Origin of the sequence: Pseudomonas sp. nanlin1, from assembly GCF_045571515.1 — a bacterium.
GTDB lineage: Bacteria > Pseudomonadota > Gammaproteobacteria > Pseudomonadales > Pseudomonadaceae > Aquipseudomonas.
In genome coordinates this window covers 5,335,631-5,350,973 of record NZ_CP124218.1, presented here as the reverse complement: position 1 = coordinate 5,350,973, position 15,343 = coordinate 5,335,631, and the positions used below count along the sequence as shown (strand labels likewise).

At 62.0% G+C, this 15,343-nt stretch carries 11 protein-coding genes and 1 pseudogene; 7 read left to right on the top strand and 5 right to left on the bottom strand.

The window, feature by feature from the left end:
• Positions 1–269 precede the first annotated feature (269 nt).
• Positions 270–1,937 carry a putative bifunctional diguanylate cyclase/phosphodiesterase gene (locus QCL65_RS24670; RefSeq protein WP_407313607.1) on the top strand — a complete coding sequence of 556 codons (1,668 nt, stop codon included), beginning with the start codon at positions 270–272 and terminating at the stop codon, positions 1,935–1,937.
• Here QCL65_RS24670 and QCL65_RS24665 read toward each other — a convergent pair.
• On the bottom strand, positions 1,858–3,291 hold the full coding sequence (locus tag QCL65_RS24665) for a NorM family multidrug efflux MATE transporter (RefSeq protein ID WP_407313605.1): 1,434 nt from the start codon (positions 3,289–3,291) through the stop codon (positions 1,858–1,860). The genes QCL65_RS24670 and QCL65_RS24665 overlap by 80 nt on opposite strands.
• Positions 3,292–3,560: 269 nt before the next feature.
• Here QCL65_RS24665 and QCL65_RS24660 point away from each other — a divergent pair.
• Together QCL65_RS24660 and QCL65_RS24655 are read left to right on the top strand one after the other, a co-directional pair.
• Positions 3,561–4,739: pseudogene (locus tag QCL65_RS24660) on the top strand (Cache 3/Cache 2 fusion domain-containing protein); the annotation flags it as partial.
• A complete protein-coding gene (locus QCL65_RS24655; RefSeq protein WP_407317016.1) occupies positions 4,734–5,609 on the top strand; it encodes a methyl-accepting chemotaxis protein in 876 nt (291 codons plus the stop codon). The pseudogene QCL65_RS24660 and the gene QCL65_RS24655, both read left to right, overlap by 6 nt.
• 55 nt (positions 5,610–5,664) lie before the next feature.
• Here the strand turns inward: QCL65_RS24655 and QCL65_RS24650 are convergent, their stop codons facing one another.
• Together QCL65_RS24650 and QCL65_RS24645 are read right to left on the bottom strand one after the other, a co-directional pair.
• Positions 5,665–7,050 carry a VOC family protein gene (locus QCL65_RS24650; protein WP_407313603.1) on the bottom strand — a complete coding sequence of 462 codons (1,386 nt, stop codon included), beginning with the start codon at positions 7,048–7,050 and terminating at the stop codon, positions 5,665–5,667.
• 266 nt (positions 7,051–7,316) lie between these two features.
• On the bottom strand, positions 7,317–8,204 hold the full coding sequence (locus QCL65_RS24645) for a LysR substrate-binding domain-containing protein (protein ID WP_407313601.1): 888 nt from the start codon (positions 8,202–8,204) through the stop codon (positions 7,317–7,319).
• A gap of 135 nt (positions 8,205–8,339) precedes the next feature.
• Between QCL65_RS24645 and QCL65_RS24640 the strand changes: the two genes are divergently transcribed.
• From QCL65_RS24640 to QCL65_RS24630, 3 genes are all read left to right on the top strand, one after another.
• Positions 8,340–9,830: an aldehyde dehydrogenase family protein gene (locus QCL65_RS24640; protein ID WP_407313599.1), complete on the top strand. Its 1,491-nt coding sequence runs from the start codon at positions 8,340–8,342 to the stop codon at positions 9,828–9,830.
• A 68-nt stretch (positions 9,831–9,898) separates the two neighbouring features.
• Positions 9,899–11,185: an NAD(P)/FAD-dependent oxidoreductase gene (locus tag QCL65_RS24635; protein WP_407313597.1), complete on the top strand. Its 1,287-nt coding sequence runs from the start codon at positions 9,899–9,901 to the stop codon at positions 11,183–11,185.
• 65 nt (positions 11,186–11,250) lie between these two features.
• Positions 11,251–12,444, top strand: a complete 1,194-nt coding sequence (locus QCL65_RS24630; RefSeq protein WP_407313594.1) for an aromatic amino acid transaminase — start codon at positions 11,251–11,253, stop codon at positions 12,442–12,444.
• Here the strand turns inward: QCL65_RS24630 and QCL65_RS24625 are convergent.
• Positions 12,441–13,934: a YifB family Mg chelatase-like AAA ATPase gene (locus QCL65_RS24625; RefSeq protein WP_407313592.1), complete on the bottom strand. Its 1,494-nt coding sequence runs from the start codon at positions 13,932–13,934 to the stop codon at positions 12,441–12,443. The two genes, QCL65_RS24630 and QCL65_RS24625, sit on opposite strands and share 4 nt — an antisense overlap.
• Before the next feature lie 283 nt (positions 13,935–14,217).
• On the opposite strand from QCL65_RS24625, the gene QCL65_RS24620 reads away from it, so the two are divergent.
• Positions 14,218–14,634 carry an Lrp/AsnC family transcriptional regulator gene (locus tag QCL65_RS24620; RefSeq protein ID WP_407313590.1) on the top strand — a complete coding sequence of 139 codons (417 nt, stop codon included), beginning with the start codon at positions 14,218–14,220 and terminating at the stop codon, positions 14,632–14,634.
• A gap of 23 nt (positions 14,635–14,657) precedes the next feature.
• On the opposite strand, the gene QCL65_RS24615 is transcribed toward QCL65_RS24620, so the two are convergent.
• A complete protein-coding gene (locus QCL65_RS24615) occupies positions 14,658–15,341 on the bottom strand; it encodes a phenylalanine--tRNA ligase beta subunit-related protein (RefSeq protein WP_407313588.1) in 684 nt (227 codons plus the stop codon).
• Between the last annotated feature and the right edge of the window lie 2 nt (positions 15,342–15,343).

Sequence of the window (15,343 nt, the reverse complement as noted above, 5' to 3'; positions counted from 1 at the left end):
GGGGGGTAGATTGACCGCTTGAGAAGTGGGCCGGCATTTTAGCAGGCTCGCGCGATTCTGCCGCGACCGTCGGACGCCGATGGCTGTAAAACCAGCTAAATTTGCCGGTTTTGATACTTTCGCGCAGGATGCGTATACAAGTTTACGTAATGTTGCAAAATAGAGCCGGGCTGGAGTGTTTGAAAATCGTTTTCATTAATGGTTTTGTACTCGGAATGACCGCCGTGGAATTCGCACGTCGGACGCTGGATATGTCCTAAGGAGCTCGCTTGTCTACGCCTGCAGACCCCGTGCGTTTGCTACTTTTGGCTGAAGAGCCGGAGTGGGCAACGTCGTTGCGTGAGTGCCTGGCGCCGTTGGCTGATGACGTGCTGCTGTTGAGTGCGCCTTCCTGGGACGCCGCCGGGCAATTGTTCAATGACCTGTCCGGTATGTTGCTGCTGACCACCCCAGGCCTGCAGCCTCTGCCCGGCTCCTGCGCCTGCGCGATGGTATTGCTGCTCGAACAGGAGCCCGATAGCGCCCCGGCTGGCGCCAGCGATTGGCTGGTCAAAGGTTGCCTGAGTGCTGACATCCTGCGCCGCTGCTTGCGTCACGTGCGCGAACGCGGCGTATTGGAAAACACCCTGCAACAGCTGGCTGAACAAGATCCACTGACCGGCATCGCCAACCGCCAGGGTTTTCTTACCCTTCTGGCCGGGCGCCTGGCCGAGAACGACGGGCGCGGGGTGGCGCTTGGGCACCTGGACCTGGATAACTTCCGCCATGCCAATGACGCCTTGGGCCATCAAGCGGGCGACCGCCTTATTTTGCAGGTGGTCGCCCGCTTGCTCAGCCAACTGGAAGGTAACGATCAGCTGGCCCGCCTGGGTAGCGATGAATTCGCGTTGCTGATCGACACCCGCCGCGACCCCCTACGCGGTGCCCGCTTGGCCGAGCGCATCGTCGAAGCCATGGCCGAGCCTTACTGGATCGACGGTGAAAGCCTGCTGATCGGCTGCAGCCTGGGCGTGGCGCATGCGCGCGCTCACGCGGGGGCCGACCCTTTGATGTGGCACGCTCATATCGCTATGCAGCAGGCCAAAAGCACCCAGGGCTGTACCTTCCACGTCTTCGACGAGCGCATTAATCGCAATGCGCGCAGCCTGGCCGACCTTGAGGGCGAATTGCGTCGGGCCCTGCGCCGCGACGAACTGGAGCTGCATTACCAACCGCGCCTGGACCTGCGCAGCGGCGCAATTGTCGGTATCGAAGCCTTGGTGCGCTGGCGGCATGCCGAACGGGGCCTGCTGCCTCCCAGCGAGTTCGTCCCCCTGGCTGAACAGAGCGGCCTGATTGTGCCGTTGGGCTACTGGGTGATTTCCCGCGCGCTCAGGGACATGCAGCACTTGCGCGAGCAAGGTTTTGCGCCTTTGCACATGGCTGTGAATTTGTCATTTCGCCAGTTCCAGGACAGCCAGTTGCTGTCCACCCTGAGCCGTCTAATCGATGAGCGGGGGGTGGATGCGCGCTGGCTGGAGTTCGAACTGACCGAAACGGCAGTGATGCGCCGCAATGACTTGGTGCGCCAGACCATGGATGCCTTGGGACGCCTAGGGGTGCGCTTTTCGCTGGACGACTTCGGTACCGGGTTTTCTTCGTTCGTGCACCTCAACAGCTTGCCGATTACCCTGCTCAAAGTGGACAAGAGCTTCGTCGCCGGCATGGAGCAGCGCGAAGAAAACCGCCAGTTGGTGCATGCCATGATCAACCTGGCCCACAACCTGAATCTGGAGGTGGTCGCCGAGGGCGTCGAAACCAACGAACAGCTGGAGCTGTTGCGAAGTTTTGCTTGCGACCAGGTGCAGGGTTACCTGATCAGTAGGCCCCTGCCTTTGGCCGAGCTGCAGGCTTACCTTCAGTTGGGGCTGGCGCCCTTGCTGCGGCAGAAGCTTTAGCCACGCGGCGCAGTTTGGCGACGCGCCATTCGAAGGCCAGGGTCAGGCTCACCGCCGCACAGGCCAGGCCCAGGGCCAGCCCCCACCATACGGCGACCGGGCCGCCGCCCCAGGTAAAGGCCATGAGCCAGGCAGCCGGCGCGCCCACCAGCCAGTAACAGGCCAGGCCGACCAGGAACGTAGTGCGGGCATCCTTAAGGCCACGAATTGCCCCCATGGCCACGCTTTGCACCCCGTCGAACAATTCGAACCAGGCCGCCACGGCCAGCAGGCTCAGGGCCAGTTTGATCACGTCTTGGAAGGCCGGGTCTTGCAGGTCCACGAACAGGCCTATCAGCTGTGCCGGCGCCCACCACAGCACCAATGCGAATACCAGCATCAGCACGGCACAAAATAGAATACCGACCCGCCCGGCACGGCGCACGGCCAGTAGGTCGCCGGCACCGTAATGTTGACCGATACGCATGGTGACTGCGTAGGACAGGCCCGCAGGGACCATGAAAGCGACGGAAACGATCTGCAAAGCGATTTGATGGGCCGCCAATGGCGTGCTGCCCATGGTGCCCATGCACAGCGCGGCAAAGGCAAACAAACCGATTTCCACGGCGTAGGTGCCGCCGATCGGCAGGCCCAGCCGCCACAATTCGCGCAGCGCTGGCCAAGACGGGCGTGACAGCGAGCGCAGCAGTGGGTAAGCGCGGTAGGCGCGGTGCCAAAGGATGTACAGCAACAGGGCGATGGCCATGCCATTGGCGACGATGGCCGTGACCAGGCCGATGCCCGTCAACCCGAGCTGCGGCAGGCCGAACAGGCCCTCGATAAACGCGTGGTTCAGCACATAGTTGAGCACGGTCCCCACCAGGCTGATGACCATCACCGGCATCGCCCGGCCCAGGGCTGCGGTAAAGCCACGCAGCACCATAAAACTCAGGTACCCGGGCAAGGCCAACGGCAGCAGTATCAAAAACTGCTGGGCGGCGGCGACGTTTTCAGGCGTTTGCCCGAGCATCAGCAGCAAGGGCGACAGGTTCCACAGCAATAGCCCGCCCCCCAGCGCCAGGGCCCAGGCCAACCATAAGCCCGCTTGGGTCAGGCGGGTAACCCCAGGGTGGTCGCCGGCCCCGTTGCGAATGGACACCAAGGTGCCTACCGCTGCGATCACGCCAATACAGAAAATCGACACGAACGAGTAGCTGGCGGCACCCAGGCCTCCCCCTGCCAGGGCTTGGGGGCTGAGCCGGGCCATCATCAGGGTGTCGGTAAGGATCATCAGCATATGCGCCAATTGCGAGGCAATCAGCGGCCCTGCCAAGCGCAACATAGCGCGGAGTTCAGTCAGGGCAGGGCGGGTCATGGCAGGTGGTTCCCAAATGGGCAGCAGGCTAAAGCGTGATTGTCAGGGTTTAGCAGCCAAGTTTCCAGCGTCGAGCGGATCCATTTAGCCACCTGAGCCCATCGACGGCGTTAAGTGGTGTGATATCATATGGCCAGCCTTCAGTATTGCCACGAACGGCCGAATCCACTTTAACAAGCGCGCTTTTGGTCCTGTATGCAGGGGCACGGGGCGCGTGCGCGTCTGCCTACGGTAGAGCCCCATAAAGAGGGCTCACCCCTACACAACAAATGAGTCACCGACAGGTCCATGATCATGAGGATCGGCTTGGCGGTCAGGAGCCCATGATGTCCAAGCCTCGTGCACGAATTGCTTCGCAACTCGGTATTGCCCTTGCCGTGATTTTGGCAGTGGTAATCACCGGCAGCACGGTTTTTGCCCTGCGTTCGCTCGATACCGCCAACCTGGCTATCCGCGAGGAACACCTGGGTAGCGAGGCGCGGCTGCTCGCTGACCAGCTTAATACGTTCCACAGTTCACTGCGCGATAGCACCCAGCGCTTGAGTGGCCTGTTCGAGAAGCGCTTCTCCAGCGGACTGCGGGTCGATGCCAGCCAATCGGTAAGCGTGGGCAGCGCCCAGACCCCCGCGCTGCTGTTAGACGGTCAGCCGTTGAACAACGACTTCCGTGAGGTCGACGAGTTTCGCCAGATGACCGCCGGTGTGGCCACGGTGTTCGTGCGCAGCGGCGACGATTTCTATCGTATTAGCACGTCCTTGAGCAAACAGGACGGCACGCGCGCTATCGGCACCATGCTCGACCATCAGCACCCTGCCTATACCCGCCTGCTCGCTGGGCAGAATTACATCGGCCGGGCGGTGCTGTTCGACCGTTCCTACATGACCCAATACACCCCGGTGCGCGATGCGGCGGGTAAGGTCACTGCGGTCCTGTTTGTCGGCTTTGATTACACCGACGCGCAGAACGTGCAGTTCGACAACCTGAAGAACTTCCGTATCGGTAAAACCGGCTCGCTGTCCTTGCTCGATGAGCAAGGCCGTTGGTTGGTCCCGCCGGCTGGCGTCAAGGCGCTGGACGAGGCCAGCAAGACGCTGCGTGCTTTGTCCGGCCAACCGGGCCAGGGCGTGTATTGGAACGATGGCGAGAACGTGATCTACAGCGTCGCGATGCCGTTCGAAGGCGGCCCCTGGAGCGTGCTGGCCAGTATGCCGGAAGAAGAAATCAGCGAAGTCACCTGGCACGTCGGTAAGCAACTGGCGTTCGGCAGCCTGTTGGCCATGTTGATCGCCGTGGGCGCAGCTGTCTGGCTGCTGCGCAGCAAGTTGCGACCCTTGAGCGACCTGGTGCGCCAGGCCGAAGCGCTGGGGGCAGGTGACCTGGATGCGCGCTTGAACGTGTCCAGCAACGACGAGATTGGTCAGTTAGCGCGTAGCTTCAACCAGATGGGCGAGGCCTTGTCGACCATGGTGGTGCATATCCGTAATGCGGCGCAGGAAGTCAGTGGCCGCGCCCAGGCGCTGTCGGGCTTGTCGTCCGGTGCCTACGAAGGCATGGAGCAGCAGTCGGGTGAGATCACCAGCATGGCGGGGGCCGTTGAAGAGTTCAGCGCCACGTCGTTGAACATCGCCGACAACATGGGCAATACCGAGCGCATGGCCCAGGACAATGCTCAGCAAACCCGCATCGGCCGTAGCTCCATGGAAGAAGCGTCTTCGTCGTTGCAGCAGATCGCCGGTTCGCTGAGCAGCACCGCTGACGTGATCAACACGCTGGGTCAGCGTTCACAGGAGATCGGCGGTATTGTCAGTGTGATTACGTCCATTGCCGAACAAACCAACCTGTTGGCGCTCAACGCCGCCATCGAAGCCGCCCGCGCGGGCGAGCAGGGCCGTGGGTTTGCCGTGGTCGCCGACGAAGTGCGCAGCCTGGCTTCGCGTACACGCCAGGCCACCGACGAAATTTCCGGCATGATCAACAATATTCAGCAGGAAACCGGCAAAGCGATCCAGACCATGCAAGCGGGCAATGCCTTGATGCAGGATGGGCTGTCGCGCAATGCCAAGGTCGCCGCAGCGTTGGCACAGATCGACGAGCAAAGCCGCTCGGCGGGGCAGCAGTTCGCCGCGATCAACACCGCCACCCAAGAGCAGAGCAGCACCGCGACGCTGTTGAGCGCCAACCTGCAAAGCATCGCCATGGCCAACAGTGAGCAGCGTGAAGTGGTCTCTAACCTGGCCCAGACCGCCCGTGAATTGGACGGCTTGGCCGGTGAGTTGCGCCAGGAAGTGAATCGGTTCCGGGTGGGGCGTTCGCATTAGGTTTTGGCGTAGGAAGGGCCCGGGCGGCGCTCCGCTTGGCCCCGATCTCTTGCTTCTAAAATAAAGGCTCGCGCAGCTTGAGCAACTGCGCACAACCGAGCAGCGAACGCTGCTCACTTTCCGCATACAGTGCCAGCTCATCCAACACCGGGCGCCCCAACGCCTGCTCGAACGCGACTTGGCTCGATTGCGCCAAGTCGTGGGCCTGGGCCTGGCCGCCCAAGTTCGATTGGAAAATCCCCGCCGCGCTGACCGGTAGAAAGTCTTCATACACCAACGGCTCAAACCGCACATGCCCGGCATCGATCAACTGTTGCAGCGGCCCCTGGGCGTCGGCAGCCAGGCCCTCGGCCGTGACGAAATAGCGGAAAAACGCCAGGCCCTGCTCGCGCATTTGCGCCAAGTCGTCGGGAAACGCGCTGAACTGCTCGGCGAGGGTCGCCATGTAGGTGTCGGCGTTGGCCTCACTGGGGAAACCGGCCAGTGCCGCGCGCGACTCGTTTAGCAGGCGGTCGTACAGCGCCCGGCCCTTGGGCGTCAACGCCGCGCCGCGCTGTTCGATTTCGCCGAAACGGGCGGTATGGCTGCCGATGCCACTCTGGTCGGTGAAGGCGACGCGTTCCTGCAGCGCCTTGAAGCTGGTCTGGCGTAACAGAATGGGGTGCTTGCGCGGCGGCGGGCCTTCGATGACCGCTTTGGGTGGTATGCCTTTGCCCGGCATGCCCGCCTGCACCGCATCGATGTCCAGGGTGCGCGGGGTCAGGTGGTTGATATGCGGACCCTTGAACGCGACCACATCGGCGATCAAACGGTGCTGGTCGTGCAGTTGCTGATATTGCTCAGCGGTGACCGTGGCTTCGCGATGCCAGCGGAAGGTTTCCAGGGCTTGCTGGATGAACGACTGGGCTTGATCTTCGGTCAACCCGCCCTCGGTTTCATGGCACTGAATGAGCGCCAGCGCGGCTTCGGTGAATATCGTGCGGCGGCTTAACAGGCTGGCGGCCATTTCCCGCAGTGTGGCGTCTTCAATCAGCTCCAAGCGCAGCAACGAGGTGAATACGCGGAAGGGGCTGACTTGCAAAGCCTGCTCATGAACCGCACGAAACGCCGTGGAATGCACCGGGACACCGGCTGGGGCAAGGTCGTAGTAGCCGACCGGCTGCATGCCCATCACCGCGAACAGCCGGGCCAGGGTGGCCAGTTCGGCGGCGGTGCCTACCCGGATTGCGCCGTGCCGCTCACCCGCCAAGCGCTCGATTTCACCGGTGCAATACAACGACTCGGCCACCTCCGGGCGCTCGGCAATGACCTGCGCGTTAACCTCGGCGACCAGCTCCAGCAAGCTGCCGTAGAGCGGCACTTCCTCACGGTACATGCTGGACATGGCCTGCGAAAAACGTGCGCGAATCGCATCGGGGCTGACGAATCCGGGGGTGGACATGCTGAAACTCCTGAACGGGTAGGCGCCTTTATGAAAGCGAGGAATACCGGGGCAGCGCAAGCGAAAAAAAGTCGGTGGGTCATTCCTGGATTTCCTGCCAAACCCCCTAGGTTCTGTACGTAAAGTAGCCGAGCGGCGATCAGGCAAGGCAAAAACAGGCGAGGAAGCGGAGTTTACTGGTTGTAAATGAGCATTCCGATCGGACTCGCGCTCGAGCCTGTTTTTAACGCAGCATGGTCGACGCGCAGGCACTTTACGTGCAGAACCTAAGGCGTTTGCTGGGTCACCCAATCGACCAAAGCGCGCACCTTAGGCACTTCGGCCAAGTGTTCAGGGTAGGCCAAAAAGTGCGCTCCGGGGCTGGCCATGGCGTGGTCCCAGGGCACCATCAGCTTGCCTTCCTGCAGAGCGCCGCGCACCAGATAGCGCGGCACCAGGGCAACCCCGCACCCGGCCAGGGCGGCGCTCAAGCACATGTAGAACGTCTCGAAGCGCGGGCCCTGGTAGCTATTGGGTGAGCTGATGTGCTGCTGTAGAAACCACTCATGCCAGGCTTCGGGCCGGGAGGTGCATTGCATGAGCACCCGTTGCGACAACTCGTCGGCACTTCGCAGAGGTTGCCCGGCCAGTAGCTCAGGGGCGCACACGGGGATCATCTCCTCGCCGAACAGCTCGATACAGCTTGCCCCCGGCCAACTGCCCTGGCCGAAGAAAAATCCGACATCGGCCTGGGCCTGGAGCAATGCGAAAGGCTCCAGTTCGTTGCGGATGTCCAGGTGAATGTTCGGGTGGCTTTTGCCGAAGCCTTTGAGCTTGGGGATCAACCAGCCCACGCCGAAACTCGGTTGAGTGGCTACTCTCAATACCTCGGTCTGTTCGCCGTACGACAGGATGTAGCGGCTCGACATATCCACTTGGGTGAGGATCTTGTTCACCTCGGTGAGGTACAACGCGCCAGCAGGGGTGAGTTGCAAACGCCGGCGTATCCGCAAAAAAAGGTGGTGGCGCAACATCTCTTCCAGCTGCGCCACCTGCTTACTGACCGCGCTCTGGGTCAGGTGCAGCTCTTCGGCGGCACGGGTGAAGCTCAAATGCCGGGCGGCGGCTTCGAAGCATTGCAGGGCGGCCATCGACGGCACGAGGCGTTTGGACATGGGCTACTCAATGCAGGTGCACTTCATTCCCCAGTGGAATGATGTGCTGAATAAACGTCGTTTGTGGTGCTGTACCCAGCGGATTAATACTGATCCCCTGCACAAATTCAATCACATCGTGTGAAGGAGAAGAAAATGGTCGATGGCCTGCTTGCAAGCCTGGGTGTCCCAGCGAATGCCCACACAACCGGCAACCATCCCGTTTATACCCCGATCGATGGCAGCCAGATCGCCTCGGTGACGTTACAGGACAAAACCCAGGTACTGGCCAAGATCACTCAGGCCGACAGTGCGTTTCAGGCCTGGCGCAATGTGCCGGCACCGCGCCGTGGCGAGTTGGTGCGGCTGTTCGGCGAAGTTCTGCGCCAGCACAAAGCCGAGTTGGGTGAGCTGGTCTCGGTGGAAGCGGGCAAAATCACCCAGGAAGGCCTGGGCGAAGTTCAGGAAATGATCGATATCTGCGACTTCGCCGTCGGCCTGTCGCGCCAGCTCTACGGCTTGACCATCGCGTCCGAGCGTCCGGGCCACCATATGCGTGAAACCTGGCACCCCCTGGGGGTGGTTGGGGTCATCAGCGCGTTCAATTTCCCCGTGGCGGTGTGGGCGTGGAACACGACGCTAGCCCTGGTTGCCGGCAACGCCGTGCTATGGAAACCTTCGGAAAAAACCCCGTTGACCGCCCTGGCGTGCCAGGCCCTGTTCGACAAGGCCCTCAAGGCCTTTGGGGAGGCCCCTGAAGGTTTGTGCCAGCTGATCATTGGCGACCGCGAAGCCGGCGAGGCCCTGGTCGACGACCCTCGTGTAGCGTTGGTCAGCGCCACCGGCAGCACCCGCATGGGCCGCGAAGTGGGCCCACGGGTGGCTGCCCGGTTCGGCCGCAGCATCCTGGAACTTGGCGGTAATAATGCGATGATCCTCGCCCCCAGTGCCGACCTCGACCTCGCCGTGCGCGGCATTCTATTCAGCGCCGTGGGTACGGCCGGTCAGCGCTGCACCACATTGCGCCGGGTGATCGTACACAATTCGATCAAGCAAGACGTGGTCGCCCGAGTCAAAGCGGCCTACGCCAAAGTACGTATCGGTGACCCGCGCCAAGACAACCTGGTAGGCCCACTGATCGACCGCCAGGCCTTCGATGCCATGCAAGGCGCGCTGGCCAAGGCCCGCGACGAAGGCGGTACAGTGTTTGGCGGCGAACGCCAATTGCAGGCGCAGTACCCCAACGCTTACTACGTGGCCCCGGCCATCGTCGAAATGCCGGGTCAGACCGAGGTGGTCCGCCACGAGACCTTCGCGCCAATCCTCTACGTGATGGGCTACGACACCTTTGAAGAGGCGCTGCGCCTGAACAACGAGGTGCCCCAAGGCCTGTCGTCGTGCATTTTCACCACCGACCTGCGTGAAGCCGAGCGCTTTCAAAGCGCGGCGGGGAGTGACTGCGGTATCGCCAACGTCAACATCGGCACCAGCGGTGCAGAAATCGGCGGTGCGTTCGGCGGCGAGAAAGAAACCGGCGGCGGCCGAGAGTCCGGCTCCGATGCCTGGAAAGGCTACATGCGCCGGCAAACCAATACCGTGAACTATTCCCGCGAGCTACCGTTGGCCCAGGGCATTGTCTTCGATTGACTCGCTTCGCCGCTTTGATTAGCGCGGGGCCCCCGGCCCCGATCTTTTAACGGTGCTGAGACCCGGTCATGACTCAACTGCGCGAAGAGTGTCTGTGGCAACACGTAACGCCCAAACCGGCCGATACGGCGGTATTGGACGCTGCGCTGAAGGCCGATGTGTGTGTGATTGGCGCCGGTATTACGGGGTTGTGCGCGGCATTGCAGCTGCTGGAACAGGGCGTGCGGGTGGTGGTCTTGGAGGCCCACGAGGTGGGTCATGGCGGGTCGGGGCGTAACGTCGGGCTGGTCAACGCCGGCACCTGGATACCGCCAGATGAGGTCGAAGCGACCCTGGGCGAAGCCCGCGGCATTCGCTTGAACAGCGTGCTGGGGCAAGCGCCGGCCGAAGTGTTCGCCCTGATCGCTCGCTACGGGATCGACTGCCAGGCGCATAACCAAGGCACGCTGCACATGGCCCACAACGCCAGTGGTGTGGCCGACCTGCAATCGCGCCATGACCAGTGGCGCCGCCGGGGGGCGGCCGTGGAGCTGCTGCGCGGCAGCGAGTGCGCCGAGTACTGCGGTACCGACAAAATCGCTGCGGCCTTGCTGGATCGTCGCGCGGGCACCATCAATCCGCTGGCCTATACCCGTGGTTTGGCGGCGGCGGTAACGCGCCTGGGCGGGCAGATCTTCTCGCGCTCGGCGGTAGAGGTGCTGCAACGCCAAGGGGCAAGTTGGTTGGTGAAAACCGCACAGGGGGAGGTCAGCGCCAACCAGGTGGTGATCTCCACGGGTGCCTACACCGAGGGTGAGTGGACCGACCTCAAGCAGCACTTCTTTCGTGGTTATTATTTCCAAGTTGCCTCGACGCCCTTGCAGGGCGCGGCGGCCGATAGCGTACTCAAGCATGGCCAGGGCTCCTGGGACACGCGCACGGTGCTCAGCAGCATTCGCCGCGACGACCAGGGGCGCCTGTTGTTGGGCAGCCTCGGGCGCCTGGACAACAAGCCGGCGTGGTTCATTCGGCGCTGGGCCGACCGCATTCAACAGCACTATTTTCCAGCGTTGGGGCGGGTCGAATGGGCCATGCATTGGACCGGCTGTATCGACTTCACCCCAGACCATCTAATGCGCCTGTTCGAGCCTGCCGCAGGGGTGGTCGCGGTGACCGGTTACAACGGCCGTGGCAACACCACCGGCACGGTGGTCGGGCGGGCGCTGGCCGAGTATTTACTCAAAGGCGATACGTCCAGTTTGCCCTTGCCTTTCTCCCCAGCCAAACCATTGCGCGGTGGGGCAGTGCGCAGTGGTTTCTATGAAACCGGCTTTTCCCTCTACCATGCCGGGCAGTGCTTACGCGTAGTGTTGTAATGGGTCGCTGAGGTCTGGCGCAGAACCGGGTATTCTGGGCGCATTCTGTGAGCGGAGTGAGCCCCATGCCTGTTTTTCAACACCTCGAGATCCTTCCTGATGACCCCATCCTGGGGCTGGGTCAGTTGTATGCGCGCGACCCGCGCACGAACAAAATGGACCTTGGGGTGGGCATCTACAAAGACCCGGCCGGGCATACGCCGGTGATGGCCGCGGTCAAATTGGCCGAGCAGTGGCTGGTGGATAACGAAGCGTCGAAGGCCTATACCAGCCCCGCCGGGGTGGCCGGTTTCGAAGCTGCGATCACCCCGCTGCTGCTGGGCGAGGCCGCGAGCGCCGCGCTTGGCGAGCGCTATGCCGCTATTCAAACCCCCGGCGGCACGGGCTCCTTGCGCTTGATGGCAGAGTTTCTGCGGCGCACCGGGCAGGTCCGCCAGGTGCTCATTGGCGTACCCACTTGGCCGATCCATGTGCCCATCTTCGAACGCGCCGGCCTGGCGGTGAAGACTTACGCGCACCTGGACGCCAATGCCGAATTCAACTTGCCGGCCTTGCTCGCCGCCATGGAAAGCCTGGATGAAGGCAGTGCGGTATTGCTGCATGCCTGCTGCCACAACCCCACTGGCATCGACCCTGAGCGAGGGCAATGGCAAGCGATCCTCGAAGTGGTGCAACGCAAGCACCTGCTGCCGCTGTTCGACATGGCCTACCAGGGCTTCGGCGATGGGCTGGAGGAAGACGCCTGGGCCATGCGGCTGTTCTGCGCGACGGTGCCTGAAGTGCTGATCAGTGCCTCGTGTTCGAAGAACTTCGGCCTCTACCGCGAACGTACCGGGGTGTTATTGGCCGCTTGCAGTGATGCCCGCAGCCTGGCTGCGGTGAAATCGCAAGTTCTCGACAGCGCCCGTTGCCTGTGGTCGATGCCGCCTTCCCATGGCGCGGCCGTGGTCACGCGTATCCTCTCGGATGCGAACCTGCGCAGCCTCTGGCTCAGCGAGCTGAACGCCATGCGCCAGCGCATCGTTGACCTGCGCCAGGGCCTGTGCAGCGCCTTGCAGGCCGTGGACGCCTATGGGCCGTTCCAGACCCTCGGCCAACAAAAGGGCATGTTCTCCAATCTTGGCCGTGACGCGCAATTTGTCCTGCAGTTACGCGAACAGTCCGGGGTTTATCTAGTGGGCCAAGGGCGAATCAACGTCTCCGGCCTGGCGCCGGAGCGCCAGGGCGAGCTGGCGAGCGCCCTCAAGGCGGGCCTTTAACCGCTGCTTGGCCGGTACTGCAACGCCTCTGCCACGTGGCTGCGGCTTATGTGTTGCGCTTGCTCAAGGTCGGCCAACGTGCGCGCGACTTTCAACAATCGATGCGCTGCCCGCAATGACAGCGTTAATCGCTCGCACGCCGTCTCCAGCCATTTCTCATCGGCTGTGGATAACCTGCAGTGGGCGCGTAGGTTTGGCAGATCAAGGAAGGCATTGGCGCAGCCTTGGCGTTGCTGCTGCAGGGCGCGCGCCTCGGCCACTTTGGCGGCGGCGGTGGCCGTGTCGTCACCGGCTTGCGCGGTCGGGGTCAGTTCGGTGGCTTCCCGCGCTACGGTCAGGTGCAAGTCGATGCGGTCGAGCAGTGGCCCTGAGAGTTTATTGCGATAGCGCTCGATCTGCTCGGTGCTGCATCGGCATTTGCCGCTCGGCTCGCCGAGATACCCACAGGGGCAGGGGTTCATGGCCGCGACTAACTGAAAACGGGCGGGAAAGCGGATTTTTTCACGGGCGCGGGCAATCACGATTTCGCCGGACTCCAAAGGCTCACGTAATACCTCCAGCACCTTACGATCGAATTCCGGCAGTTCATCGAGGAACAGTACCCCGTGGTGCGCCAGGGTGATTTCCCCCGGCTGAGGGCGGCTACCTCCCCCCACCAACGCGGCGCCAGAGGCTGAGTGATGGGGGTGCCGGAACGGCCGCTGCGGCCAATGCCTGAGCGGTATATGGCTGGCTACCGATTGAATAGCCGCGACTTCCAGCGCTTCGGCTTCATCCAGCGGCGGCAGCAGGCCCGGCAAACGGCTCGCCAGCAGCGTTTTACCGGTACCGGGCGGCCCGCTGAACAGCAGGTTGTGCGCGCCTGCCGCCGCCACCAATAGCGCGCGTTTCGCTGCGTGTTGGCCTTGAACCTCGCTGAGGTCCGGGTACGGTTTGCTCAACAACAGTAAGCCATTGGCGTTGTACGGGCTTAGGGGCTTCTTGCCATTGAAATGCGCGACCAGCTCCAGCAAGTGATCTACGGCAATCACCGTCAGCCCGGAAGCCAGCGAGGCCTCTTCGGCATTCTCCCTCGGCACCATCAGTGCACGCCCGGCCTCCCGCGCGGCGAGGGCGGCGGGTAACACCCCTTGAACCGAGCGCACCGCACCGGACAACGCCAGTTCGCCCAGGCACTCCACCTCGTGCAGTGCCGCCACCGGCAGTTGCCCGCTGCCGGCCAGAATGCCCAGCGCAATGGCCAGGTCGAAGCGCCCGCCGTCCTTGGGTAGATCCGCCGGTGCCAGGTTGAGGGTGATGCGCCGCGCGGGGAAGTCCAGCCCGGAATTGAGGATCGCGCTGCGCACGCGGTCTTTGCTTTCTTTGACCGAGGCTTCCGGCAGCCCGACCAAGGTGAGCGCTGGCAAACCATTGGCTAGGTGAGCTTCGACGGTCACCGGTGGCGCACCGACGCCCACTTGGGCGCGGCTGTGAACGATGGCAAGGGCCATGGCTGCTCCATGCAAATAAAAAGGCCGCTTCCTGCGGTTGGGTAACGGTAGTTCAAGCCGGGTGGGCGGGGCGGTGGGTTTTGTGGCGATTTGTTGCCCAGGTGGTGGGCTTTGGCCGCTTTATAATTTATTTTGGCGACTCGGCTGGTAACATCAGCCCCGTTGAGCGCCCAGCCGGTAAAACCATCCACCTGAACCACCTGCGGGCGAAGGTGAGCGCGGTCAATGTTAAGTGCTTGGCCGTGAATGAAGCGTGGGATGACAGCAGCGAGGTGGGGGCAGGGTGGACAAAGTTGATGAGCTTATAATTGCGACGCTCAAAGATGATTCCAGGGTGAGCCTGGCACAGCTGGCGCGGCAAGTTCACAAGTCGAGAACCGCTGTCGAGTCGCGCGTGCAAAAACTGATCGATAAAGGGATCATCCTCGGGTTCACCATCAATGTGGCCGAGGATGAAGAAGCGCAACAGTCCGCTTTCCTGATGCTCAAACTCAGCGGCAGCAGTTGCCACCTGGTGTTCCCGCAGATCTACCAGTTTCGCGAGGTGGCGCATGCCTACTCATTGTTCGGCGACGTCGACATGATGCTCGACGTTAGATACAAAAACTTTGAAGCCCTGATGGTGTTCAAAGAGAAGCTGCTACAGATCGAGCACGTGCACGAAGTGGTGGTCAATCCCGTGCTTAAAGCTTGGAGATAGCCGCTAGCGCGGCTAACCATGGTTCAAGATTCAGCGAGATCGTGAACCGTCTCCAAATAATGGTGACGCAAAGCCGGCATGGTTTGGCGCAGGGTGTCGACGAACTCCGCAATCACCGCCTGATTGAATGCCAGAGGCGTGTCGTCATGGCCCAGGACCACCACCAGAAGGCTGGATGACGCTTCTGTCAGCCTGAATTCATGGGCGTCGGCGTCCACCTTGCCGATGCTCGCCAAGGGCTGCTCTCCGCATGTATAGACAATATCGCCGACAGGAATAGTGACGTCTTTCTTGGCGAACAATGGGCGGAAGGCCCGCGGTTTATCCGAGCGCATCACATAGACATTGTCCTGCTGGTGATAGGTGTGCACGCCGATACTGACACCATGGCGCACCGCGACCGCGTTATAAGCGTCCACGATGTTGTTGATTGGGTACACGCCCTTGGCGATCAAGCGCCGCAGCAGTTTTTCGTTGGCACTGACGGTGTTGTCGTAGCCAAGCTTTCTCAGTTGTCGGCCAAACCCGCCATAAATGACGTTCGATTCCAACTCATGGAGGTGTGAGGCCACATGGTGCAAGTTGGTTTTCAGCACACCCAGAAAGCTTTGATCATTGGACACGGTAATGTCTTCGATCACTGCGGCGCACGCATTATTGATGCCCAGGTCACTGGCAGACTTCTTGATGATCAGACGGCTTTTCATAG

Coding starts and splice junctions, on each gene's coding strand:
- QCL65_RS24665 (WP_407313605.1), bottom strand. CDS start 3,291: ATGACCCGCCCTGCCCTGACTGAACTCCGCGCTATGTTGCGCTTGGCA.
- QCL65_RS24655 (WP_407317016.1), top strand. CDS start 4,734: ATGGGCGAGGCCTTGTCGACCATGGTGGTGCATATCCGTAATGCGGCG.
- QCL65_RS24650 (WP_407313603.1), bottom strand. CDS start 7,050: ATGTCCACCCCCGGATTCGTCAGCCCCGATGCGATTCGCGCACGTTTT.
- QCL65_RS24645 (WP_407313601.1), bottom strand. CDS start 8,204: ATGTCCAAACGCCTCGTGCCGTCGATGGCCGCCCTGCAATGCTTCGAA.
- QCL65_RS24640 (WP_407313599.1), top strand. CDS start 8,340: ATGGTCGATGGCCTGCTTGCAAGCCTGGGTGTCCCAGCGAATGCCCAC.
- QCL65_RS24635 (WP_407313597.1), top strand. CDS start 9,899: ATGACTCAACTGCGCGAAGAGTGTCTGTGGCAACACGTAACGCCCAAA.
- QCL65_RS24630 (WP_407313594.1), top strand. CDS start 11,251: ATGCCTGTTTTTCAACACCTCGAGATCCTTCCTGATGACCCCATCCTG.
- QCL65_RS24625 (WP_407313592.1), bottom strand. CDS start 13,934: ATGGCCCTTGCCATCGTTCACAGCCGCGCCCAAGTGGGCGTCGGTGCG.
- QCL65_RS24615 (WP_407313588.1), bottom strand. CDS start 15,341: ATGAAAAGCCGTCTGATCATCAAGAAGTCTGCCAGTGACCTGGGCATC.